The sequence below is a fragment of the Terrisphaera buseokensis genome (assembly GCF_047521145.2).
Lineage (GTDB): Bacteria > Verrucomicrobiota > Verrucomicrobiia > Opitutales > Opitutaceae > ER46.
In genome coordinates this window covers 5,610,059-5,633,852 of record NZ_CM134186.1, presented here as the reverse complement: position 1 = coordinate 5,633,852, position 23,794 = coordinate 5,610,059, and the positions used below count along the sequence as shown (strand labels likewise).

The 23,794-nt window shown below is 65.5% G+C and carries 14 protein-coding genes; 10 read left to right on the top strand and 4 right to left on the bottom strand.

Annotation, left to right across the window (positions count from 1 at the left end; translation table 11 throughout):
• Positions 1-30: 30 nt before the first annotated feature.
• The 5 genes from ACLJEU_RS21180 (at position 31) to ACLJEU_RS21160 (ending at position 6,544) form a co-directional block, all read left to right on the top strand.
• Positions 31-879, top strand: a complete 849-nt coding sequence (locus ACLJEU_RS21180) for a helix-turn-helix domain-containing protein (RefSeq protein ID WP_414665110.1) — start codon at positions 31-33, stop codon at positions 877-879.
• Positions 880-1,073: 194 nt separating this feature from the next.
• On the top strand, positions 1,074-1,232 hold the full coding sequence (locus tag ACLJEU_RS21175) for a hypothetical protein (RefSeq protein ID WP_457795287.1): 159 nt from the start codon (positions 1,074-1,076) through the stop codon (positions 1,230-1,232).
• Between the two features lie 91 nt (positions 1,233-1,323).
• Positions 1,324-1,869: an RNA polymerase sigma factor gene (locus ACLJEU_RS21170; RefSeq protein WP_414665112.1), complete on the top strand. Its 546-nt coding sequence runs from the start codon at positions 1,324-1,326 to the stop codon at positions 1,867-1,869.
• Positions 1,862-2,914, top strand: a complete 1,053-nt coding sequence (locus ACLJEU_RS21165) for a FecR family protein (protein WP_414665113.1) — start codon at positions 1,862-1,864, stop codon at positions 2,912-2,914. The genes ACLJEU_RS21170 and ACLJEU_RS21165 overlap by 8 nt, the downstream gene beginning before the upstream one ends.
• A 141-nt stretch (positions 2,915-3,055) precedes the next feature.
• Positions 3,056-6,544 carry a TonB-dependent siderophore receptor gene (locus ACLJEU_RS21160; protein WP_414665114.1) on the top strand — a complete coding sequence of 1,163 codons (3,489 nt, stop codon included), beginning with the start codon at positions 3,056-3,058 and terminating at the stop codon, positions 6,542-6,544.
• A 63-nt stretch (positions 6,545-6,607) separates the two neighbouring features.
• Here the strand turns inward: ACLJEU_RS21160 and ACLJEU_RS21155 are convergent, their stop codons facing one another.
• The 3 genes from ACLJEU_RS21155 to ACLJEU_RS21145 all read right to left on the bottom strand — a co-directional run bounded on the left by ACLJEU_RS21155 (position 6,608) and on the right by ACLJEU_RS21145 (position 11,526).
• Entirely contained in the window at positions 6,608-7,432 is an 825-nt protein-coding gene (locus ACLJEU_RS21155) for a hypothetical protein (protein ID WP_414665115.1), read from the bottom strand.
• A 138-nt stretch (positions 7,433-7,570) separates the two neighbouring features.
• Positions 7,571-10,042, bottom strand: a complete 2,472-nt coding sequence (locus ACLJEU_RS21150; RefSeq protein WP_414665116.1) for a DUF1592 domain-containing protein — start codon at positions 10,040-10,042, stop codon at positions 7,571-7,573.
• Between the two features lie 212 nt (positions 10,043-10,254).
• A complete protein-coding gene (locus ACLJEU_RS21145; RefSeq protein ID WP_414665117.1) occupies positions 10,255-11,526 on the bottom strand; it encodes a DUF1552 domain-containing protein in 1,272 nt (423 codons plus the stop codon).
• Between the two features lie 515 nt (positions 11,527-12,041).
• Here ACLJEU_RS21145 and ACLJEU_RS21140 point away from each other — a divergent pair.
• The 4 genes from ACLJEU_RS21140 (at position 12,042) to ACLJEU_RS21125 (ending at position 18,896) form a co-directional block, all read left to right on the top strand.
• Complete coding sequence (locus ACLJEU_RS21140; protein WP_414665118.1) at positions 12,042-14,618, top strand: hypothetical protein; 2,577 nt, start codon at positions 12,042-12,044, stop codon at positions 14,616-14,618.
• Between the two features lies 1 nt (position 14,619).
• Complete coding sequence (locus tag ACLJEU_RS21135; RefSeq protein ID WP_414665119.1) at positions 14,620-16,092, top strand: tetratricopeptide repeat protein; 1,473 nt, start codon at positions 14,620-14,622, stop codon at positions 16,090-16,092.
• A 77-nt stretch (positions 16,093-16,169) separates the two neighbouring features.
• Positions 16,170-17,561: a hypothetical protein gene (locus tag ACLJEU_RS21130; RefSeq protein ID WP_414665120.1), complete on the top strand. Its 1,392-nt coding sequence runs from the start codon at positions 16,170-16,172 to the stop codon at positions 17,559-17,561.
• Between the two features lie 342 nt (positions 17,562-17,903).
• The gene (locus ACLJEU_RS21125; RefSeq protein ID WP_414665121.1) at positions 17,904-18,896 is read left to right on the top strand and encodes a transposase; all 993 of its coding nucleotides are present in this window, start codon (positions 17,904-17,906) and stop codon (positions 18,894-18,896) included.
• Between the two features lie 262 nt (positions 18,897-19,158).
• Here ACLJEU_RS21125 and ACLJEU_RS21120 read toward each other — a convergent pair whose 3' ends face one another.
• A complete protein-coding gene (locus ACLJEU_RS21120; protein ID WP_457795276.1) occupies positions 19,159-20,199 on the bottom strand; it encodes an IS110 family RNA-guided transposase in 1,041 nt (346 codons plus the stop codon).
• A 255-nt stretch (positions 20,200-20,454) separates the two neighbouring features.
• Here ACLJEU_RS21120 and ACLJEU_RS21115 point away from each other — a divergent pair, with 255 nt between their 5' ends.
• Positions 20,455-23,715: a hypothetical protein gene (locus ACLJEU_RS21115; RefSeq protein WP_414663342.1), complete on the top strand. Its 3,261-nt coding sequence runs from the start codon at positions 20,455-20,457 to the stop codon at positions 23,713-23,715.
• The last annotated feature ends 79 nt before the right edge of the window (positions 23,716-23,794 follow it).

Below are 23,794 nucleotides of genomic sequence, written 5' to 3'. Positions count from 1 at the left end.
CAAACTGGCTATCGCACAGCTCACTTCCCCGTGGCCAACGCCTCCCAGAATCGCCCGAAAAAACCCGCCACGAACGTGCAGGTGTCGGAGGCGGTGCGCTGGTATTTATGGGACGGTGGCTTCCTCGCCTTGGGGCGCGCCCGAGGCGTCGTGCCGCCTCACGCTCATCACGCCCTTCAGATCGTGTTGGCCCTCGACGGCGAGATTGCGGTCTGCGGCGGCGACGAACGCTGGTGCACGGGTCGCGGCATTGTTGTCGGACCTGATGTCGAACACTCCTACGACTCGCGCGACGCGTTCGGGGCGATGCTCTTCGTCGATCCCGAGTCGACCGAAGGGATCTGGCTCCGCTCTTCCTTGCGGGACGAGATCACCTTGCTCCCTGCGCAGCGCGTCGCGGCCTGCACGGCGGAGCTGATGCGCTTCCGCGAACGTCCGCTGGAGAGCATGGAAATCGGCGACCTCATCCGCCACTGCGTGAAAGCGCTGTCCGCCGGCGCCCCGCCCGCCCGCCGGCTCGATGCGCGAGTCACCGCGGTGTTGCGACACCTTCAGCAAGCGGACGATCTCCGGATGTCATTGGAGTCAGCGGCGCGGGCGGCATTCCTCTCCCCGAGTCGGTTCGCACATCTGTTCAAGCAGCAACTTGGTTTGCCGTTTCGCCGCTATCTGCTCTGGCGGAAGCTCACGCGCGCCATGCTGGTGATCGGTCGGGAAGGCACCGCGACTGCAGCTGCCCACGCCGCCGATTTCGCCGACGCCGCTCATCTCACCCGCACGTTTTGCCAGATGTTCGGCATCCCGCCCTCCGTCATGCTGCGCGGAGAGTTCTTCGAGATTCCCTCACCGTTCGGCCTTTCGCCGGCAACGACACGCTGATTGCTTTATTCTTCACTCTCATGACTACCCCCATGCTAGTGCGAACGACGTGCCGTGTGATCGCAGCCGCAGGCTTCTGCGCTCTATCCGGGTTTAGTCCTTGGTCACGCGCAGCCGCAGCCGAAACCGCATCCGCGCCTGGCGCGATTCGTCCGCTGGCGTCCAGCCACGTGGTTTTCGACGAGTCGGCCGGCGTGCCGTCACCGCTCAATACTCCGACCCTCCTGCTGGATTTTGACGGCGACGATCTCGTGATCCTCGCCCGCAGCGGCGACGAGCGCGCGCAGTCCGCGCACAACGGCAACCTCATCACGTTTCACCGCGTCAGAAATTTTCGCGGGTTGGTGTATTGAAACGTCAGCGCGCCCGCTGCAGCGGAGCGATCGGCGGTGACCGCGACGGGAGGATTGGACAAAATGCCGGAATCGCGCAGAGAGTCTGGCCGTGCCCCCCGAGAATTCCGAAGCGTCCCGCTGGTTCGCCGCGCAGCTGCAGCCCCACGAGGCGATGCTGCGGGCTTGGCTGCGCGGGCAGGTGACGAGCGCGGACGAGGTGGACGACATCGTGCAGGAGGCGTACGTCCGCGTGCTGCAGGCGCGGGAAACGCAGACGCTCGATTCGCCAAAGGCGTTTCTGTTCGCGACGGCGAGGAATCTCGCGCTGGGCCGGCTGCGGCACCGGCGGGTGACGGAGCACTTTGCTTTAGCGGAAGCGGCGGCGTCGGGCGTCTCGGATGAGGATTCCGACATTCCCCGGGCCGTTGCCCGGGCGCAGGAACTCGAACTCTTGACCCAAGCCATCCAGTCCCTTCCGACCCGTTGCCGGCAGATCATCACGCTGCGCCGGATCTACGGGCTTTCGCAAAAGGAAGTGGCGGCACAACTCGGGATTTCCGAACACACCGTCGAGGCGCAGGGCACGATCGGCCTGCGGAAGCTGGCGGACTATTTCGAACGGATCGAACGCCGGGGCTCGCACCGCCATGAGTGAACCGGAAATGCGTCACGGGGACGGGGAGCGCCGGGCCGACGAGGCCGCGGGTTGGGTGCTGCGGCATGACCGCGGGCTGACGGCTGCAGAGCAGGATGCGTTTTCGCAGTGGCTGGCGGCGGATCCGCGGCATGGCGCGGAGCTGGCGCGGTTCCGCCGGCACTGGCACCGGCTCGAGCCGTTGGCCGACTGGCGGCCGGAGCACAGCGTGCAGCCGAATCCCGACCTCCTCGCCCCCAGCGCCCAGCCCGGCCGGCGCTGGCGGGGCTGGTCGTTGATCGGACTCGCGGCCGCGGCGGCGGTCGCGGTGCTGGTGTGGCGTCACCCACGGGAAGCTCAGACTCGCGAACAGGGCAGTGCGCAGAGGGCGCCGGCCGTGGCCGAGGCGGCGGTGCTGCGCCGGGTGTTGGAGGATGGCACGGTGGTGGAACTGAACCGCGGGGCGGTGTTGACCGAACACTTCACGTCCGCCGAGCGGCGCGTGCGGCTCGCGGCGGGCGAGGCGCATTTTACGGTGACCAAGAATCCGGCCCGCCCCTTCATCGTCGCGGCCCAGGGGATGGATGTGCGTGCGGTTGGCACGGCCTTCAATGTCCGGCTCGACGCCGCGGTGGTGGAAGTGCTCGTCACGGAGGGCCGCGTTCAGGTCGACGACGTGCGGCCGGGGCCGGCCGTCTCCGCGGAGCCGAAGGCCGCCGTCGTCCCGCTCCTCGAGGCCGGGCAACGCGCGGTGGTGTCGCTCGTGCCGCAGGCCGACCCGGTGCGGATCGCAGTGCTGACCGCGGGGGAGATTGAACGCGTGCTGGCGTGGCAGCACCGGATGCTGGAATTCAATGCCGTGTCGCTGGCGGAAGTCGTGACGGAGTTCAACCGCCGCAACACCGTGCAACTGGTCGTGGTCGATCCGGAGCTCGCGGCGGTGCGGATTACGACGGCGTTTCGCTCTGACAACGTCGACGGTTTCGTGCGGCTGTTGGAACTGGGCTTCGGCGCGCACGCCGAGCGGCGCGGCCAGACCGAAGTGGTGTTGCGCAAAGCCCGTTGAGCGCCGGCCATGAGAGGGTGTGGCGGGAAAAGCGCCGGGCCGGCAGATTTTTTTAACGGAAAGCGCCGGCTGGCGCATCTTGCCGGGAAGCTCGCTTCCCCTTGGCGTATTCCTCCGTTTTTCCCACCTCACTCCGTTCCCGTGCAGGCCGGCCGATGCCGCCGGCTCTGGCCCTGGGCCATGCTCTGGCTCGCGCTGGCCGGTGCAGTGGCCGAGGTTTCGGCGGAGCAGGCGACGCGAGTTTTCGATCTGCCCGCGGGGGACGCGGGCGAAATTTTGAAGCGCTTCGGCCAGCAGGCGCAGCGCGAAATCCTCTTTCCGGCGGAGGCAGTCGCCGGCGCCAAGACCCATGCCGTCGCCGGTGAACTTGCTCCGCGCGCAGCCCTCGACCAGCTGCTCGCGCCCACGGGGCTCACGGTGGTCGAGGATGCCCAGAGCGGCGCGCTGATGATTTACCGCGCCGCGGCCGCGCCTCCTCCGGGCGTGGCGCCGTCGGCGCCTCAGAAAACGACCACCGCACCACCCAAAACCATGAACCGCAAAACGCCTCTCGCCGTGCTGGGCGCTCTCCTCGGACTCGGCTCCGCCCCGGCCCAGACGCCGCCGCCCGCTCCCGCCGATCCGACCAAGGAAACGCCGATCGTGCTGTCCGAGTTCCGCGTCGATACCACGAAGGACCGCGGCTACCTCGCGACCAATGCCACCACCGGCACGCGCCTCAACATGTCGATCAAGGAGATCCCGCTCCCGGTCGAGGTGATCACCCGCGAGTTCATCGACGACATTGGCGCCGTCGACGTGAAGGAATCCCTCCGCTACAGCGCGGGCATCGTCCAGGAGACGGTCACCGCGGGCAACAACTTCACCTTCAGCCCGTCGGGGTCCGGCAACGCCAATTCCATCAACCGCGACAGCGTCCAGATCAATATCCGCGGTTTCAATACGCGCTCCTTTCTCCGCAACGGCTTCCGCCAGGACACCGTCACGGACGTCGTCAACATCGACCGCCAGGAAGTCGCCCGCGGCCCGCAGGCGCTGCTCTACGGCGTCGCCGCGCTCGGCGGCATCGTCAACATCACGCCGAAGTACCCGCGCAGCACCCCGCGCTCCACGGCGCGCGTCGGTTTCGGTTCCGACGACTTCTACCGCCTCGAAGCCTACAACACGGGGCCGATCCTCAAGCGCGGCGACCGCAGCCTGAACTACGGCGTCGGCGTGGTTTACCAGAACCTCAGCAGCCGGGACGACTTCGACGACCGCAGCCGTTTCCTCGTGACTCCGGCCCTCGACTTCCGGCCGTTCAAGGACACGAACGTGTTTGTCGACGTCGAATACGGCACCTTCCGCAGCGAGGGCAACGGCTTCAAGGATGTGAGCGACGCCAATGCCGGCAACGTGATCAACCGCTTCGGCCTGCGCGTCGCGGAGAACGTGAATGAATTCAACGAGGGCGCGGGCGTCGCGCGCGACCGTTTCGGCCGCAGCCGCCACTTCCGGCTGAGCGGCGGCGACACGTATGCAAAGGACGACTACTTCTCCGGCACCGTCGAGGTCACCCAGCGGCTGCTGCCCGGGCTGACCGCGATCCTCGGCGCCAACTACACCGACGTGCTGACCAAGCGCCGCACGCTGGACTCGCAGGGCGTGATCACGGCGAACACCGCCTCTCCAGCCGTCGCGCCGACGGGCGTCGGCGTGTGGACCAACGTGGGGCCCAACCCGACGAACCCGAGCCAGACTTACTGGAAGACGATCAACTACCAGTGGAGCAATGGCGTTACGCACAAGTTCATCCGCCAGGTGCGCGCCGAGCTGACCTACGAGTTTTCCCTGCTCGGCCACAAGCAGGTCATCCTGCTCGGCCGTCAGGAACAGACGATCAACCAAACCGACACGCAGACCGCACAAGTCACCGGCAACGTCGCGGGCAGCACCAATCGATCCTACATCGCCTTCGACGATCTGAGCGGCATCCGCCATCGCGGCGAGCAGACGCGCGTGTTCCGCGAAGTGCCGTTCTGGGAGTGGAACACCGGTCACTACGCCACCTACCAGGGCAAGTGGTTTCGCAACCGCATTACGACCATCGGCGGCGTCCGCTGGAATCGTTACATGGTCCGCACCTTCAACAACACCTTCGTCAAGGCCGACCCGGCGCAGCCCGACAGCAACGTCGCCAACTGGGTGAAACCGGCGTCGCCTGACGCCGGCAGCCTCAACAGCGCGCCCGGGGCCGTGCCGGTCGTGAACGGCTATCGTTTCGGCGGCAAACAACAGCGCGACACCAGCCCGACCGCGGGTGCGAGCGTGGCGCTGACGCGGGACATCTCCCTTTACGCCGTGAGCGCTGGCGGAATTTTTCCGAACACGGGGCAGCGCGACGGCGCGGGCAGTCCGTTCCAGGCGGAGAAAACCAAGAGCAGGGAAGTCGGCTTCAAGTTCGACGTGTGGCCGGATCGCAACGGACGTTCCCGGGTCTCCGCGACGGTGGCGGGTTTCGAGATCGAGCGGAAGAATGCGATCTACAATCTGTTTTGGGCGCCTCAACCGCGGAGCAACAATCAGGCGACGCTGCGCGCGGGTTTCACCGGCAACGCGCCTGTCTCCGGCACGGGCCCCGGAGCTTATGCGGTCACGAATTCCGGCTACACGACCTTCCAGACCGACAAGCCGGTGACGTACCTCGTGTCGACGACCTACGTGACGCCGGCCGATCAAAACAATCCGCGTGTCACCGGCGCGCCCCAGCAGGGCGGCTTCATCCTCGTCGACTACGCTTCGCTCGGTTCGGCCGCGACGGATCCGCTCCGCCGGGCGCTCGACGCCGCGGCGAACGACGCCAACAACTTCACGGCCCTGCAGACGACGTCGGTCGGCACCGGCGCCACCGGTTTCAACGCGAACAACGCGTACATGAACCGGAATTCGGACACCTCGTACAACGACCAGACGCGCGGCATCGACCTGCAGCTGTATTTGAATCTTACGGACAACCTGTCCGCCGTCGTGACGTACCAGTACCTCACGCAATGGGTCACGGGCGGCTTCCGGGTGGTCGATCAACCGAAGAGCACGGAGTACGACTCGTGGTGGAACTACATGGGCGTGCCGCTCGAAGCCCGCCGCGCCAACCTCGACGAGGCCTCGTACGATTTCTCGGGCCAGACCCAGGGTCGCCGCACGCTGGACAACCCGCGAAACCAGCTGTCCGTCTGGAGCAAATACGAAGTCAGCTCCGGCCGCTTCAAGGGCCTCGACGTCGGGCTCGGCGCGCAGTTCAACGGCCAGCGCCAGAGCGAAGTGCTGCTGACGAACGGTGCTCGCACCACCGAGGGCGTCGAGAACGTTCGCTACAAGCCGAAGTTCAAGGCCGACTACAAACTCAACCTCGGTCTCGGGTACCGGGCGGAGATTGGCGAGCGCCGCTGGAATTTCCGCCTCAACGTGAACAACCTGCTCAACGAGCAGAAGAAAGTCGCGACGGGGGAGAGCAAGTTGTACATCCTGCCGGCGACCGGCGCGCTCGTCGCGTCGAACACCCCCGGGGTGCAGACGATCACGGTGCCGGAGCGTGCAGTGCGCTACTACGATCCGATTTCGTTCCGCCTCACCGCGAGCACGAGCTTCTGAGTGGAGAAGGCAACGGGGGCACGTCCGGATTCAGGACGTGTCCCCTGCAGTCAGGTCTGACTCTTAGCTGGCAGGCCCGAAGCGCGCCTCGGCCTCCTGCGGATAGAGTCGGAATTTGCGATCCCACCACGCCTTCACTACGACCGAAGAACATAGTGCCAACGCGGCCGTTGCCGCCAGCGCGACGGTGGGCGAAAACCAGGCGTGGAGGAGTTTGTGGAGAAGGAATGCGCCCGTGCCCAGGACCGCGACCAAGATGGCCTTCTCGACCCCAACGAGACGAAATTGGGAGGGCTTGAATGTCCGATGCGCCGTCAGGGCGAACGTGGTCCAGGCAAAACACGCCAGCACGATGAACGGCAACGTTTGGGAAAGTGCGGCGGAATGCGTCGTGGCCCGGAGCACCGTGACAAGCAGGACCAGCGCGAAGGTGACGCAGCCAGCCCACATCCAAATCCGCATGGCCAATCGTCGGCCCCCGCTCAGTGAGTTGCTCTGCCGAAAGGCATCGAGGCCCACCGCGAGGTACATGGCGAGGAGACCAACAATATAGATATAGAAACCCGGACCGAACCGGGGGCCTGCTCCCTCGGGGATGAAGAGTGCAGTGAAAGGCAGTACGGCCAACGCCGAAGCGAAGAGCAGGCGGACCCAGGCGCTGCGTCGACGCACCCCGCTCAGATCCCGGAGATCCGATGCGATCGCCACGTTCACCAGCCAAAAATGAAATGGAATCAGCGCCCCGGCAGAGGTGGCGCACTGGTACCAGAACAATCCCGAGGTGTGGCCCATCGCCAGATGTCTGAGGCCAAGATAAATCAAAATATGGACCGAGCACGAGAGGACCAGTCGGTCCAACACGGTATTCACAGGAAACTGGACTTTCATAAGAACAGTAGGGGTGAAGGAAACACTCTATCGAAACGGGGCGACGCAAAGTCATCGACTGATGTCGCCAATAGGCAATCCGGATCCCCGGGTTCGCGGCGGCTTGCATTGCCACCACGTGATCACCTTCTGCCCGGATCACCGCGACCGGAAAATGTCACTGGCGAGACACTCCGCGACGAGGGTGCGCAGACCGTAGCCTTCTTTCTTCACGGCCTGGAAGATGTCCTCGATCACGAACTCATCGACGGGCTCCATGTGACGGCCGGTGGCGTAGCTGAGGAATTGTTTGATGAGATGACGGGTGAAGCCGTCCTTCCGGCTAGCAGTGAGGATGCCTTTGAATTCTGGAAAACCGGCGTAGGTCTCCCCGGAACCAAACTCTCCGGTGGAATCCACCTTCGGCGCGGGTGCGTTGCCCTTGGGTTTTGGATACGTCGTGCGCCAGCGACCGATCGGATCAAAGTTTTCGAGCCCGAAGCCGAGCGCATCAATCTTGCGATGGCATTCATTGCAGGCCTGGTCGGCCCGGTGTTTTGCGAGCCGCTCGCGGACCGTGGTGGCACCGGTCACGTCCGCTCCGAGCGCGGGAACCACATCCGGCGGCGGCGGAGGCTTGATGCCGAGAATGTTCTCCGAGACCCAGACGCCGCGCGTCACGGGTGACGTTTCCACGCCGTTCGCACTGACCGCGAGCACGCCTGCCATGCCGAGCAGGCCGCCCCGTTCACGGTTGCCGTTGAAGCTCACCCGTTGAAAGCCGTCGGCGAGGCGCAGGGTTTTCTGCTCGGGTAGATTATAGAGTTTGGCCAGCCGCTTGTCCGCAAAGGTGTAGTCGGCATCGAGGAATTGCTGCACCGATCCGTTCTCTCGCAGCAAGTGCCGGAAGAAGAGGCGCACCTCCGTCTTCATCGCCTCGGGCAGGTTTTCGGCGTAGTAGACGCGGGTGGATTCCCGCGGCGGCGGCATGCCGCCGAGCTCGCGCAGGTTCAGCCAGCTGTCGAGGAAGCCGCTGACGAAGCCGGCAACGCGTTCATCGGCGAGGAGCCGTGCGCTTTGCCGACTGAGCTCCTGGGGTTTGGTCAGCTTCCCGGACCCCGCCGCGGCGAGCAGCTCCTGGTCGGGCGGGGCGCCCCACAGCGCGTACGAGAGTCGCGACGCGAGATCGTAGGCACCGAGCTTCGTTTCCTTTTCGGCCACGACTTCCGCAAGATAGAGAAACGACGGCGAGCACAGCATCATCTTCACCGTATCCAGGGCGGCCTGACGCGGCGTCGCCTTGTCGGCGATCCGCGTCTCATAGGTCTTCCGGATGCTCGCACGATCCGCCGACGTCAGGGGCCGCCGGTACGCGCGCGCGCCGAACGCGTAGAGTTGATCCAGCGCCTGTTTCGGCTGGAAGCCCCGCGCGCCAAACACCGCGATCTCCTCCGCGCTGCCGCCCGTCTCGGTCACCGGTCCAGCGATCTTGATTTCGCCGATGCGGATGTGCGGGAGTTTTCCCTCGCGCAACAGGTGGGTGCGGCTGACGCCTGCGTTGGCGAACCGGCCCTGGAAGTCGTCCTTGTAGCGCTTGTTGACCTGCAGCACGGCAGCCCGCGATTCGTAAGGTCCGTTGGGAAAGATGAAGCGCGGCGTTTGCCCGGCCTCGAGCCAGATGCGGAATTTGATCCACTCGGGCTTTTCATCAGCCACCGTCGCCTGCGCGAGGAGCGGCTCAATCGCCTGCGGATAGTGAATGTGATTTTTCGTCGCGTCGCCGGGGACGACGCCGAGCAGAAACGGCTCGGCAAAATCGATGCCGAAGATGGCTGGATCGTAGTGCGTGTCGCGGTGCATCGCCTGCGCGTGAACCTCGATGTCGTACAGGCCCGACACCGGCACGCCCTTGAGGAAGTCCTCGATGTGGCCGTAGCCGCCCTGGCGTGTGTCGGTGTTCGGCTGCTCGTACAGGCAGAGATACTTGTAGTCGAAGGCGGCCTTGTGGGGCCCTGAGAGCTCCTCGTATTGGACGAAGTTGCCCTTGAAATGCCAGGACTGGGGTGGCGTATCCGGCCGGCCGAGACGGGTCTCGACGAGGCGGTTGGCGGACTGGAAATATTGATCCAGCAGAAACCCGGACGTGACGAGCGACTTCCCGATGGTGTCGATGTGCTCGCTCGCCTTCTCCTTTGGAAAATCCGCGGTGAGGCCGAGCGTGTCCACGCGCCGGCCGAAAAGGGTCGCGAGTGTATTCTCGTATTCCCGGTTTGAAAGCCGGCGCATCACCGTGCGCGCGGCGGTGCTCTCGATCTTGCCGCGGGCGGCCGCGATGCTTTCGCGCAGCACCCGGAGCACGGCGAGCCGTTCGTCGTCGGTCGGTCGCTCCTTCGCCTTCGGCGGCGGCATTTCACCCAGCGTGATCTGATCGACGATGTCCTTCGCGGCGATCAGCGCCGCCTCGTTCTTGAGGGGAAAGGTGAAACTCTCGAACTCGCGGTCGCCTTTCTGCGTCACGGCGTCGTGGCACTTCAGGCAGTACTTGTCTGCGAATTGAAAGAACAACGTCTGCGCGGGCGCGTCTGCAGCGGGTGCGACCGCGGTGAGCAGGGCGAATGCGAGGGCGGCCAAGGCGAAGCGCAAAGACGTCAAGGGGGCGAAGATCACGCAAAGGGCGAACCTGCGAGCGCGGTGCTTCCGCGTTTCGCTTTGAAACCTGCGTCGAAGATCAAGCCGAGACTCAAGTCCGTCCGCATCGCGGCAACGGTCTGCAGTCCCGATCGCTCCTGCCTTCGCAGCTCTTCGCATCCTTGGCGTCTTTGCGCTTGGCCTGCAGGGAAAGCTCACACCGATCGTCCCGTGCTCGTGCCGAACGAGTCGGTCTCGACGCCCATGCGCTGCGCGATGTCGACGAAGAGATTGCACAGCGGCACCTTGTTCGGACCCGAGGAGGCGACCTTCTTGAATTCACCGTGACGATATCCGCCGCCGGCGAGGATGATCGGGAGATCGGAATTCTTGTGGGTATTGGCGTCGCCGATACCGCTGCCGAACACCACCGCGGTGGAGTCGAGCAGGGTGCGTTCGCCGTCGTCGATCTTGGACAGGCGCGTGAGGAATTTCCCGAACTGCTCGATTTGGTAGGTCTCGAGCGTGATGAGATGCTTGATCGCGGCCTCGTCATTGCCGTGGTGCGAGAGGCCGTGGTAGGACTTGTCGATGCCGAGGTTCTGCGGCAGGAAGTCGCCGCCGATTTCCAGCGTGGCGATGCGCGTCGAATCGGTCTGCAGCGCCAGCGCGATCAGCTCGTAGAGCATCGGCAGATCCTCGACCTTGTTCTTGTTGGACGGCTTGTCGAAGGGCGGCTTCGGCTTGGGCAGGCTGGCCCACCGCTGACGGAGTTCGAGGCGCTTCTCCACGTCTCGAATGGAAGTGAAATATTCGTCGAGCTTGTCCTTGTCCTCGCGATTTACGCGCTTGGAGAGCCGGTTCGCGTCGCCCAGCACCGTATCCAGAATGGACGCCTGCAGCCGGTTCTCCTGATTGCGGCGGGCCTGGCGGTCCTCGGAGTCACCGACAAACAGCCGGTCAAACAACTCCGCCGGTCCGGTGATGGGCGGCACGCGCACGCCGGACTTCGTCCACGCGATCTGGCAGCCGCCGTGAATGCCGCCTTCCGAACCGACCGTGAGCGAAGGGAAACGCGTCTGGAAACCAATCTCGTCAGCGATGAACTGATCGATGGTCACATTGCCGCCCGGCCGGTTTTGCGCCTCGGAGTTCAGCACGCCGGACAGAAACGAGTGGACCGCGAAGTGGCCGCCCTTGATGCCGTGATCGAGACCGCGGTAAACCGTCATGTGCCCGCGATTGTCCCAGAGCGGCTTGAGCAGCGTGGTTTGCTCGTAGGCCTTGCCGGTGGACTCGGGGAACAGATGCTTCACCTGATAGCCGAGCAGATTGCCCACCGCGACGAAGCGCTTCGATCCGACGCCCGCCCCCTTGGCCGTCTGCACCGCGGAATTGCCGCCCACGGCGCTGGCCATGAGCGAGGGGAGGGCGGGAAGGGCCAGACTTGCACCCAGGGCTTTGAGGATGAAACGGCGCCTGTTCATAGGTTGCGTGCTCCGGGAGAATTCATTGCCAGGGGGAAGTGCTTGCACCGCGTCACACCGGGAATGGGCAGCCGGTGACGCTTCAGCCGGCGGACTTCCTGGGGCAATGGATGGTCGCTCGCCGACTCAAGCGTTGATCCCGGTAGGGGCGAGGAAAAACCCGCTCGTGGCGGCGCACTTTCCGGCGCGGCGGGGAGGCCGGTAGCGGCGGTGTGGTTCGGAGGGTGTTCGTGGCAGCTTCGGGAAGCGTTTCCTGAATCCAGGAAGGACTACCCACGAGCTCTGTAAAAGCCCCGCATCCGGCCCGCACGCAACGGCGGCACGAGGTGCGGGTGCCCACTGAAGATCCGGAAGTACTGCCATCTTCCGATGCTTCCGTGTCTTCCGTGTATTCCGTGGGCAAGAATCAGACCGGAGGCTAACCGGGTCGTCATGCAACGACGCTCACTCGGCGTTACTGCGGCGACTTTCCGATGGACTCGCCCACGCCGGAACGGCATCGATTCCACGCTCCCATGATCACCCCGTCCGCTGCACGTCGCGCGTTCGCTTGGGGCAAAGTGTCGGTGCTCGGCGGCTTGGCGTGCCTGGCGTGCGTGACGCCGCGGCTGGCGGGCGGAGCGGAGCCGAAGCGGGCGAAGGAATTCAATGAGGCGATCGCCGCAAAGTTTGCCGGAGTGGAGGAGTGGCGCGGGATGGGTGAGATGTCGGAGATTTCCCGCGCGACGTGGAGCACGAACCTGGAGTTCTACGATCGGCAGGCGGAGCTTTCGACGCGCTCGACCTTCGTGTTGCGCCGTGCCGGCGGCCTCGCCTGGGACCCGGCGAATGGCGTCATGCGCTGGCAAGGCTCCGGGGAAGTCACGGGCAGCCAGGTAAAGGACTTCGACAACCGCACCTTGGGTGGTGCGTATGCCGGAGAGTACGAGCGATGGCAGGAGGTCATGGCGGGGACCATGCGATGGGATCGCTGGCAGCTGAGCATAGCGATGGCGGAACGCTACCCCTCGCTGGATCCCGGGGTTCCCGCGGATCTCGAGGTGCGGCGCTTGGGCGAGATCGCCCGGCGTCCCAGCTCAAGCCTCCCTCCGGTCGCCCGGGTGATCAACGAAACGGGACGGAATTTTCTCCGCGTCTTTCGCTTCCAGGAAACGCCCGAGGACCGATCGCGTTTCTGGGCGCAGCTGGCGGGGGGACCCGGGATCGTGACGCTGACCACGCGCTTTGTCGTTCCCGACAAGGGACGTCCGCAACAACACGGTGACCTCACGGTGCGGAGCCGCGTGGTGATGTATCCGGTTTACGACGACGTGGAGGTCGAGGTGACGATTCCCGGCTACGCCGAGTGGCGGCCGAAAGGAAACATCGCGCAGCCAAAACTGGCCGGCAGCGCGCTCGCCGCGCGGGCGGTGCTGAAGTCGAAAGCCGGGAAAACCAAGTCACTGCCTGAAGTGGAGTTCTTCCGCTTCGAGCTGCTCGATACGTCGCGCGAACCGGGCGTCTGCCTCAACTGGCCGCTCGGCGCCAAGGACGACGACTACGACCTGCGGCTTGCCAACTTTGGCACGATGATCTCCGGCAGCCAGATGGCCGCGGCCAAAGCCTTTTTCACCACGTGGGGTCTGCAGTCCGCGGGCGACTACGATCTCGCGTCGCTTCCCAGCGGCGAATTGCCCCGGATGAGTTTCGGCGAGGTCACCCTGGACGGACAGAAGGCCGAGTTGCGCGCGCCGCCGAAGGACCAGGCCGGCCAGCCCTACGCGGAGGCGGCGATCGAGTGCTTTGATTTTGGCGCGAAAGCGGAATTGCGCGTGACGTGCGTGTTGAAGGACGGACGCCAGATTATCGGGCTGATGAAGGGCGCGGGTGGCGAGCAGGACCTCGTGCGCCTGCCGAAGCGGGCGGGCCCCGACTGGATCGCGGAGCAATGGCGCAAGGAGAACGAGGCGACCAGCCTGTCGGCGTCCGACGACAACGAGAAGATCGAAGGCCAGCGGTTCAACGGCGACGGCTTCACGCTGTACGAGGAATACCGCGGCTGGGTCGTCGGCGGAAAGCACGTGACCGGCGATCCGAAGCGAAAGGATTTCTTTGTGCTCAACCTCATCGGCGCGGATGCGGCGACGGGCATCGGGATGTTTGAGGCGGTCGCGAAGCTGCGCGTCCATCGCTTGCGGGCGGGCGAAATGTCCGAGCAGGCGAGGCTGCTGAACGGCAATCACCGCGACGCCCCGCACCGCGTGGCCCAGCACGGCGTGTGGGTGAAACACTTTTCGCGGAGCGGCCTCGGTGACACCGGCGCGGCCACCGTCATGGAAAAGAAAGGCGTGGCGGGTCGCCCCGGACTCGTGAAAGGCATCGGCCTGCTCGCCCGCAACAATCCCGAGAGCGCGTTCAACCAGCCGTTCAACGTGGCGGCGCGGGACCTGCCGCTCGCCTACGATCGGGCCGTCGCGCACGAACTGCTCCACTCGGTCGGCGTCGAGGAACACGGTCCCGACGAAACGCAGCGCCACTGGCTGTCGCTCGTGCCGCCGGGCGCCGCCGGGAATCAAACGGGCCGGCCGCGTTACCAGACTGCAGGGGGCGAGATGTTCACAGTCCTGACCGAGACGGGCGAAAATCTCGCCGATAAGAATTACCAGCAGTACCTCGCGACGAAGGCCATGCTGGAGCAGATCGGCACGCGCGAGATCTGGAAGAAAGTGTGGGCGTCGACCTACGCCAATCTTCCGCCGGGTTCGACCACGCTGGATCAGCGGGCCGAAGAGTACGTGGAGCAGCTGGCGCGCGCGCCGTTTGAACTGAACGGAATCGTGGGGCAGGAGGGCCGCCAGCATTCCGGCGCGGAAGACTGCGTGATGCGCTATTACTTCGCCCGGTTCTACGAGGCGAAGGGACGGCCCAACACGCTGTACCTCGTGACGCCCGGCACCGAGCGCATCAGCTACCAGATTTGCCACTCGCCGACGGGCACGGGCGCGAATGCGGCCGGCCGCTCCCCGCAATCGCGTTATGGCAACGCCACGCTCGGCAATTGCTTCGCTCAAATCTGCCCGAACGATGCGGTGCCGCCCGCGGGCGAGAAATGAAATGATCACCGCGCGTCACCTGCAGTTTATTTTGGCGGGCGCGGTGGCTGCGGTGGGTTGCTGCGCGGCACCGGACGTGACGCTGTCGCTGCGGGGTGTGGTCGACGGCCAGCTGGAACAAGGCGAGCCGCTCGCCGCCACGGTGCTGCTCGCCGCGCCGGTCGCGCAACCGGGCGTCATCGAACTGGCCCCGGCCCGCGGCACGTGGGCCGATGCGCTGATCGTGGAACTGTCGCCTGCCGGCGGTGGCGCACCAGTGGCGCGCGCGCAGCCGCTTCGCGCGCCCGAAAATCCGGTGGCCGTCCTCGATGCCGATCGCGTGGCGGGCGGGCTGTGGAGTTTTTCCGCGGAGACGATGCGTTCGCTCGCGCCGGGCGACTACCTCGTGAAAGCCCGGCTGGAACTGCCCGCGGGCCGCGGCTGGAGCGGCGTGGCGCTGGCCGAGGCGTGGCCGTTGCGCATCGTGACCGTATCAGCTGATCCGTTACGCCGCGCCGCGCGCGCCCATGCCCGGGCGCAACTGTCCGCTGCCGCCGGCCGGCTCGAGGAAGCCGCGCGGGCGTGTGATGCGGCGCTGGAAAAGACGCCCGACGATCTTGAACTCCTCTCCCTGCGCGCCGACGTGGCGCTTCGTGGCGGCAATCCAATCGCGGCCCGGTTCTGTGTGAACCGCGCCGTCCGGCAGCTAAAGGGTCCGCTCGCGGGGCCGTTGCCGCTGGTGTTGCACGAAGTGAGCGCGCGGGTGTACGCGGCAATCGTGCCGGTCGGAGCGACTGCCACGAAACCGCCCGACTGGACGTGGCCGCCGGCGAGCGTCATGACACTATCGGCTGAGGTGAAGCCAGTGACTCCGGTTTCGCCGCCTGCTCCCACCGCGCCGCGCCCCACGACCACCGCGCCCGTTCCCGTGGCCGCGGCCGTGGCGTCACCGCCGCCCGTGGTCACCCAACCCGTCCAGCCTTCACCCGGCGTCATCGTGCCCGCGGCCGAGCTCGACGATGCGAAAGTCCGCGCCGACTCCGCCGGCCAGTGGGCGGCGGCGGCGAGAGCCGGATCCTTTCAACGCAGCACCTACAATTACTACACGCCTGCGCGTGCCACCGGAGAGCCCAAGGTTGCGTATGCCGGCTACAACACCGAGGCGTGGTGTCCCGCGCAGCAAAACTCCGGCGAGGACTGGATCGAGCTGACTTTCGCTAGGCCCACGCCGGCCCGTGGAGTGCGCGTGCGCCAGACCTTCAACCCCGGAGCGATCGTGAAGGTCGAGGCCGTGGCCACGGACGGCACTGTCCATCTGTGGTGGGCGGGCTCCGATCCTTACCCGCGACCGGCGACACGTGCGATCGCGTGGTTCGCCGTGAATGTCCCCGCGACGCGTTACGCGGTCGCGAAGATCAGGCTCACGCTCAACCTCGCCGCCGTCCCCGGCTGGAAGCAAATTGACGCCGTGCAGCTCGTGGCCGCGCCGCGATGAGTCCGAGTCCAGTTGCGTGACGTCGTTGTGAGTTGCGAAATGAGTCCAAGCCTCATCCGCTTGCGCCTCTTCCCGCCATGCTGACCTTCATTTCTTCCCGCTGGCGGCCCCTCCTCCGGACCGCGCTCGTGCTTGGAACGGCGATCATCGCCGCGGCGCTCGCTTCGCCCGCGGCCTTCGCCGCGATCAGTGCCACGAGCCTAAGCGCGACCCAAAGCACGGTGGCGATCGATGGACAGGTTTGCCCCGGACTGCGGACGTGGAGCGGCGGCGAACCGCGAGCGGTCGTCAACGGTTCCACCCGCGCGGTGACGGGCGCGGAGTTCGCCCCGCTGCGGCTCGAATTCGACCTCCCGATGGCTGCGCCCGTCCAAGCCTGGGTCAGCGACTTACTGGCGGGGCGGACCTCCCGCCACACCGTGCTCCTGACCGAAAGCAACGCCAACCGCGTCCCGATTCGCAGCGTGGACCTGCGCGAGGCTGTGCTCACCCAAGTTCGCTTTGAGGAGCTTAATGCTACCGCGAAAGTGGCCGCGGCCGTCACGCTCGTCATCCGCCCGGGTTACCGCACCAAGGTCGGCCCCACCGCAATGACCGTTCCCGTGTTGAACAAGGCGCGCGCCTTGGGTTCATCGTTCCGGTTCTCCGTTCCGGGTCTCCCGTCCACCGGCGTCTCCCGAGTTGCTCCCCTTGTGATTGGTGGCGACCTTGCGACCGGAGGACAGTCGTCCCAACCGCTCGCGGGTGTCGCCAACGTTGTGATCGCCGTGGCCGCCGTTGATGCCCAGGCGTGGCGGGATTGGCGCGACGCGGTGCTCGGGTTTGGACCGCAACCGGCGATCAGTCCGATGCCGATGTCGGGCGACCTGACTTACCTCTCCACCGACCTCAAGACCGAGCTGATGAATCTGCATTTCGATGGTCTCAGCATCGTGGAAATCACGCCCCTGCCGGCCACCGCTTCGGGCGGTGCTGGAATTGAGGTCGAGCTGGCGTGTGCCAAGGTCAGCCTCGCGCCACCGACACCCTCCACGGGAACCTCCCCGGTTTCTCCCGCAGCGCCGGCACCGTCTCCGGCGCCGACTCCGACCGAAACCAAACCGGCGACCGTCGCCACGGCCGAAAACACCTCGCCGAAGGACCTGGGCGCGCGCGATCCCAAGGGGTTTCCCCGTCCGGCGGGCCTGGTTCGGGAAAGCTACAAGTCGACGATCATTCCCACCCAAACCTTCGAGTCCGCGTACTATCAGTCCACGCTCCCGTTCGATGAACTCAGCGCCGCTTACCTCGCTGCGGCGAAAGCTGACGGTTGGAAGGCGCAGTCCCAATCCGAATCGGGCGACATCCCGTCCCGCCGCCTCCTCATGGTCGACTTCATCAAGGGCGAAGCGCGCGCCCACGTGCGCGTGTACGGCAGGGACCAGGGGAGTTCTTCGTCCGTCGAAGTGACGACGCCCACCCCGAAGTGACCGGACCGCCGGTCGGGTGGGCGCTGTATCCGAAAGCCGGACCTGGCGCTTGCTGCCTCACAACCGGCTGATGGGCCGGGTGCGTGGCACGCTCGGGCGCTGTGCGCCGGTGAACCACACGGGAGTTTTCGCCGCGCACGATCGCTGCCGGCCGGACAGGAGAAAAAGCTGATCCCTCATGGATCACGCCGCCGCAGCGCGACAAGTGTCCCGCGTCGCGGAGGGGGTCATGTCGCAACTCGCAACAGTATATTGGCGGCGTGAGGAGGGCGCGACGCGGGCATTCAAAGTGGGTACGCGGAACCATGGTAAATCCCGAGCGCAGGCGTTGGAGTGCAGGAAATGGCCCGCAAGCTGCGCCTCGAATTTGGTGGTGCGACCTACCACGTGATCAACAGGGGCAACTACCGCCGCCCGATCTTTCAACCGAAGGGGGCGGCCGCCGCATTCGAACGATGCATCGACGAAGCCTGCACCCGCTGCGGTTGGCGGGTGCACGCATTCGTGATTCTGGAAAACCACTTCCATCTCGCTCTCGAAACGCCGCACCCGAATTTGAGCGAGGGAATGAAGTACCTGCAGGGAACGTGGGCCAACCGGTTCAATCGTTTCCGCGGCGAGCAGGGCCGGCCGTTTCAAGGCCGATACAAGGCGCTGCACGTTGAACCGGGTCGCGCTCTGGCCAGCGTCTCGCACTACATCCACCTGAACCCGTGGCGGGCGGGGGTTGAAGAGACGGCCCGGCTTGGGACATTTCGCTGGAGCAGCCTGTGGTGGTTCGGTCGGCGGACACGGCCTGGGTGGCTGGTGGCGGATACGACGCTGGCCGATGCGGGAGGACTGACCGACACCCCGCCGAACTGGCGCCGTTATAGATCATATCTGGGGATGCTGGCCGAAGACAAACCAGCCGAACGTGACCGAAAGTTCGCGGCATTGTGCACGGGCTGGGCAGTGGGCGACGACATCTACCGCGACGAGCTCATTCAGCGGCTGCGCGAAGCGAACACCCCGTTGAATCAGGCCTGCCGCTTGGGCGATGTCGCCGGGGAGAGGCAGCAGTTTCGCCATGATTTGTGGCGGGAAAGACTGGTGAAGATCGCTCGCGCCGCGGATGTCTCCCTTGATCGACTCGCACCGGCAAAGTCCGCGCCGGAAAAAGTGCTCCTCGCGACGTTGATGACGCTCACCACGGACGTGTCCCGCCGGTGGCTTACTGAGCAACTCAACATGGGCACGCCGGCCAGCGCCGGGGAATTTGTCCGTCGGTTCATTCGCCGCGGCGAGCACGAGAAGCCGCAGTTCAAAGCGCTCCGGTTGCTAGTTGCGACATGACCCCTGCTATGGGAAAAACGAGGTCAAGCGTTCTTCAAGGCGGTTTGTAGATTGGGAGCATGGGAGTGAATGAAGCGGCTCCTTCGCGAACGGCGTCGGTCGGCGACCGGGCCTTAGCCTGCTATCCGCGCGTGCGCCATAGGCGCAGCGCATCATGATCGATTCAAGTCGGCGCGAAGGAGTGACGGGCCGCCCCATCTTTAAGCACGGGCGTGGCAAAGCACACCCAGGGGTCAGTGCGGGCGGCCCGCCGCTCCAAAGTCTAGTTGGTTTGCAGTCCGAGCGCGGCTGCGGTGGTGCGACCGGTGCCCAGTCGCCATAGGTCGACCGCGAGCTGACGGGCAATCGCGACGACGATCTTTTTCTTGCGGGCGCTACTTAACCGCAGAGCCGTGAGCGCGGTGTGCCATTTGACGATCGCGTGATAGTCCGGTTGGAACTGAAACAGGCGCCAAGCCGCTTCAATCAACAAGTGACGCAACCGTGGATTACCGTGCCGGCTGATCGAGCCCTGCAAGCGCGACTGGCCGGAGGAGTGTTCGCTTGGACACAAACCGGTATAGCTCGCCACTTGGCGACGGTTGCGGAAACGGTGCCAGTCGCCCACTTCCCGAGTGATCAGTTCCCAAGTCATCGGGCCCAATCCCAGTGGCAAACCCGTGGGCGCGGCCTGCTGCAAGCGCACGGTCAACGCTTGTAGCTCGGCATCGATGCATAACAACACGCGCTGCCAGATCACTAGTTGTGCGAGCAACTCGTCCGGCAACGCCAGCGTCGGGAGAACCTTCGGCGCCCACCAATCTTTCGACAGGCGCAGGCCGCGCAACAGTGCGGCGCTCTTGCCCTGCAGGATCAGACGCACTCGCTCTCGCGCCAAGCTCTGGCGCTGTCGGCCAATCGCCCGGGCCGCTTCTTCCGCTTCACTCGGTACTCGCACGACCGCCAGCGCGCCGCGATTGCCCGCTAGATAACGATCCAAGCATGAACAGAGCGCTGCGGCGTCACGGCTGTCGGTCTTTACTCGCTCACCATACGTGCTCCAGTCGCGGGGGCGTACCACGAGATTGTGCACGCCCAAAGCCGTGAGCTGCCGATGTAGCGTGTAACCGAACGGTCCGGCCTCATAACAACTATACACGGCCTCCGCTCGCACCAGTTGTCGTCGCATGAACGCTGGCAGTTGTTCGGGACTAAGATGCTGCGCCGGCTGCGAAACCTGCGCGTCGATCTGTCTGACCACTACAATCGAGCTGGAATGAACGTCCAACCCGAGCTTGATTACTCCGGCGCGAGCGCCGGTCACTGTCTGGATATCAGGTTCTGATGTCATAGCTCGGACAGCCTGGCGCTTCGCGCCCCGCTTGTCCGCCCCATGTCATCTTCCGGTCCCGTGACCCCTTCCGGTCCCGCCGCCGATGTGGGTACGTGGGTCTGCGTAGGGGGCCGTGAGACACGTCGTCCGGGGCGGGGCCGAGCGACGGGCGCGGCGACTCCGGCGATGCGCCCGCGCAACGACTTGGCCGGGTAGTGCTCCCGTCGGACTGGGCGGGCCGGCGGGATGTACGCGAAAACCGGTTTCGTGTTTCGGATTGAGGCGGCGGTCGCGGGCGACCATGTGACACCGATGATTTCCATCTGGCGGGCGGAGCGGCGAACGGCGTCGGCGCAGCGGGGCGACGGCGGCGTGGACGCCGTTTCGCCCGGTCCGCGGCCTGGCGCCGGCTGGTGGCACGTCGGGTTTATCGGCTTGGGGCTGGCGATCCCAGTGGTCTCGCCGGCGCAGGTGCAATACCGGGACCGGAACGGCCAGACCTGGACCGCGCCCAATCAGATCGAACGACAGATTAGGGAGGACATCAATGCGCGCTCAAACGCCAACTCGGGATACGTCAGGGTTGGCCCGAGCTTGGAACAGGAGCTGGCGGCGCAACGAAGCCAGGATCTGGCGTGGGAAGAGGGGCAACGACGGATGCACGAGCAAAACAACCGGCGGAACGAAGAGCTCAAACGCGAGATGGCATGGCAGGCACAAGCGGAGGCCTTGCGGGACCTCGCCCGCCGGGAGGCGAAGCTGAAGGCGGATAAGGAAACTCAATTGCGGGCCGTAACGGAACAGCGGCGGATCGTGGCGGAGATTCTGCAGAAGGCCGACGAGGGCCCCGGCGTGCTGAAGGCGTCGACCTGGAGTCCGTGGTTGGTGGCGGCACTGGCCGAAGGGTTGATCACCGGAAAATTTCACGGGCTTTCGTTGGCCGAGGTGGGAGGGGTCTACGGCTCGGTGCGGGAGCGGTTCGGGCTGGCGCAGAGATTATTCCGGGAGGCCGACGGGTTCGAGGGCCGGAGGGAGAATCGTAATCATGAGGGGAGTGCGGGCGCGTATGGGTTCGATTTTATCAGTCGCGCTGCCTCGGTGCTGCGCGGGAGCCGGACGTTTGTGGATTCGGAGGCGAATCATTGGGAGTGGTCGCAGGACATTTTCTCCGAATGGGAGAGGATTCTCGTCCATTTGTGCATGACCCTGGCTATGCCGGAAAGCCGACTGAATCCCGAACAGCGCGAGCAGGCGGCGCGTTTGGTGGCGGATGCCATGGGCCGGGTGAGTCTCGAGGGCGACGACGGTGCGGCCTTCGCGTGCATCGTGGTGACCGCAGCCCGGCGTTGCCCGGAATTGCGTCGGATCCCGATGCTGCATGAGAAGGTGATTCCCGTGGCGCGGCGCAGCGTTTGGGCGTACGGCATCGAGTCATGGCCCTCGCCGGAGAAGGAGGCCGTGCCGCTGATCGCCAATCCGACGACCGGCCTCTATTGGAATTTGGCGGCCATGTTGTGCCTGGGCTCCGACCGCGAAACGCCGCTGCAGTGGTTCGCGATGCTCCGTGACCAGCGGCGGGCCGCTCATTTGGCGCCCGCCACGGCCACCGAACTCGTGCGGGTGCAGCAGGGGCTGGAGGGCTGGTTCGCCCGCCGCCGGTTTTCAGCCGCCGTGCGCCAGGCCATCCAGGCGGATTGCGATCTCGCCTGCCGCGCGAGCGAAGCGGAATTGGCCGCGACGACGACGTGGGATGCGACCCTCCGGCCCTTTCGCGGCAAGCTGCCCTCGGACGAGGAAATGGCTGCCGTGGGCGCCGCGTTGAGCAATCCGGCGTCACTTCGGCAGGCCGGAGCCCGTTCGTCTTTCGCGATTTCGCGGTTGAAGCGTTCGCCGCGCACGGATGCTTCGATCGACGGTCTGGTCTACACTTACCTCGGTAAAGCCAGCGCAAAAGGTCCGGACCATGCGACGCGGGTGCTGACGGCGCTCCGCTGGGTGACGGATCTCGACGATGCGGTCTCGTTTCGCGGAATTCCCCGGGAGAAGTGGGAAACATTGGTGAAGCTCGGCGAAAATTTCTGCGCGGTGCGCGATCCGCAGTGGACCGATCCGAGCGTGAACGCGCGGCTCGCCCGGGTACGGAGCGAGCGAATCGGCGACGAGGCCGGGGCGCGGCAGTGGTTGGCCGCGCCGGGCCGGCAGCCGAATGACGGCGATACTCCGGAAAAATGGCGGGAGTGGGCGACACTGGCCGGACGACCGGGTTTGGTGGTGGCAGCCAGTCGGCATCCCGAGCACTGGACGGAACCGGCGTTGCTTCGGCGCGCGCTGAACGGAATCGCGGGCAACGTGGTTGACGTGGTGAGCCCCACCGCCCGCTCCGCCGTGAAGGCTTTGCTGGCGCGCACCGAAAGTGTCACCGATCCCGAGACGGTGCTCCTGATGGCGCAGTTGCGCGGCCCCCTCCTCGGTGATTGGGCGAGGCTAGGCGCATGGCTCGACGATCCACGCCGGCGGCCAAAAGGACCGGACGATCCGTTGTATCCCGTGTTTTTCAAAGCGATCATCGAGCGCGATCAGGCGGCCGGTTACTTGAGCGACAATTGGTTTGCCTCGGCCAAGAATGCCGGCGCCTGCGCGCGCCTCGAAAAGTGGCTGGAGCAAGTCCTCGCGGCGAAGGGCGAAGTGCGGAAAAAGCTGATCGATGAGAATTTCCCCGCCGTGATCTACTGCGAGGACGCGGCGAGCGCCTATCCTGACTTGCGAATGCTCGGCTATGACGCGGCGCGCGGTGGGTTTGCTTCGCGGGCGCTATTGTTGCTCAGCACGGCGGAGTTCAATCCGGAAAATTTGCTAGTGGCGGGCGTGAGCGAAATCACGCTCGACGACGGAACTGTACTCCGCACCTCCCTCTACGATGTGGAGCCGTGGCTGCAGGCGGTGGCGAAGTTGCCGCGGGCGGTGCCGGCGGACGTGCTTTTGGCCGAAATGACAGCGGGGGTGCAGGCGCGGCTCGATTGGCGGGCCAAGTTGGCCGCCTTGCCGCGTCGAGAAGTTTTCCCGGGACTCTCGAAGGAGGAGAACGACAAACTCGGAGCAGCAGAATCGCCGGCGTATCAGGCGTTGGTTGAAGATGGGCGGCGGTCCGGTTGGGTGGGCGGAGGATGCCAGCAAGCGCTGGCGCGCCTGGCCGAACGCTGGAGCCCCGTGCGTGAATCCGCCCAAGCCGCGATCCTCGCTCGTGGCGACCAACTCCTGCTCGACCAGAACGACCTGCTGGTGCACGCACCCAGCATCGCCGCGCGGGTTAAGTGGGAACAAGGCAAGATGCGTGGGCTGGACGACGCGGACGCGTTTGTCGTCGCGAGTGCCGGGTTGTCCGGCAAGGAACTGCGCCTCCTGGCGAAACTGGCCGGCGAGGCAGGCTGGTTGCGCCCGCTCGTGCTCTGGCAGGACGAAGGTTTCGTCTCTGCAGCGAAGGCGGCGGCGGCGGTGGCCACGCGTTGAAGCGTCGTTTTTTTGTCCGCACTTGCGGCATCCGTCAGACCGGGAGCGCAGGCCTCCGGCCTGCATCCTTTACGTCCAG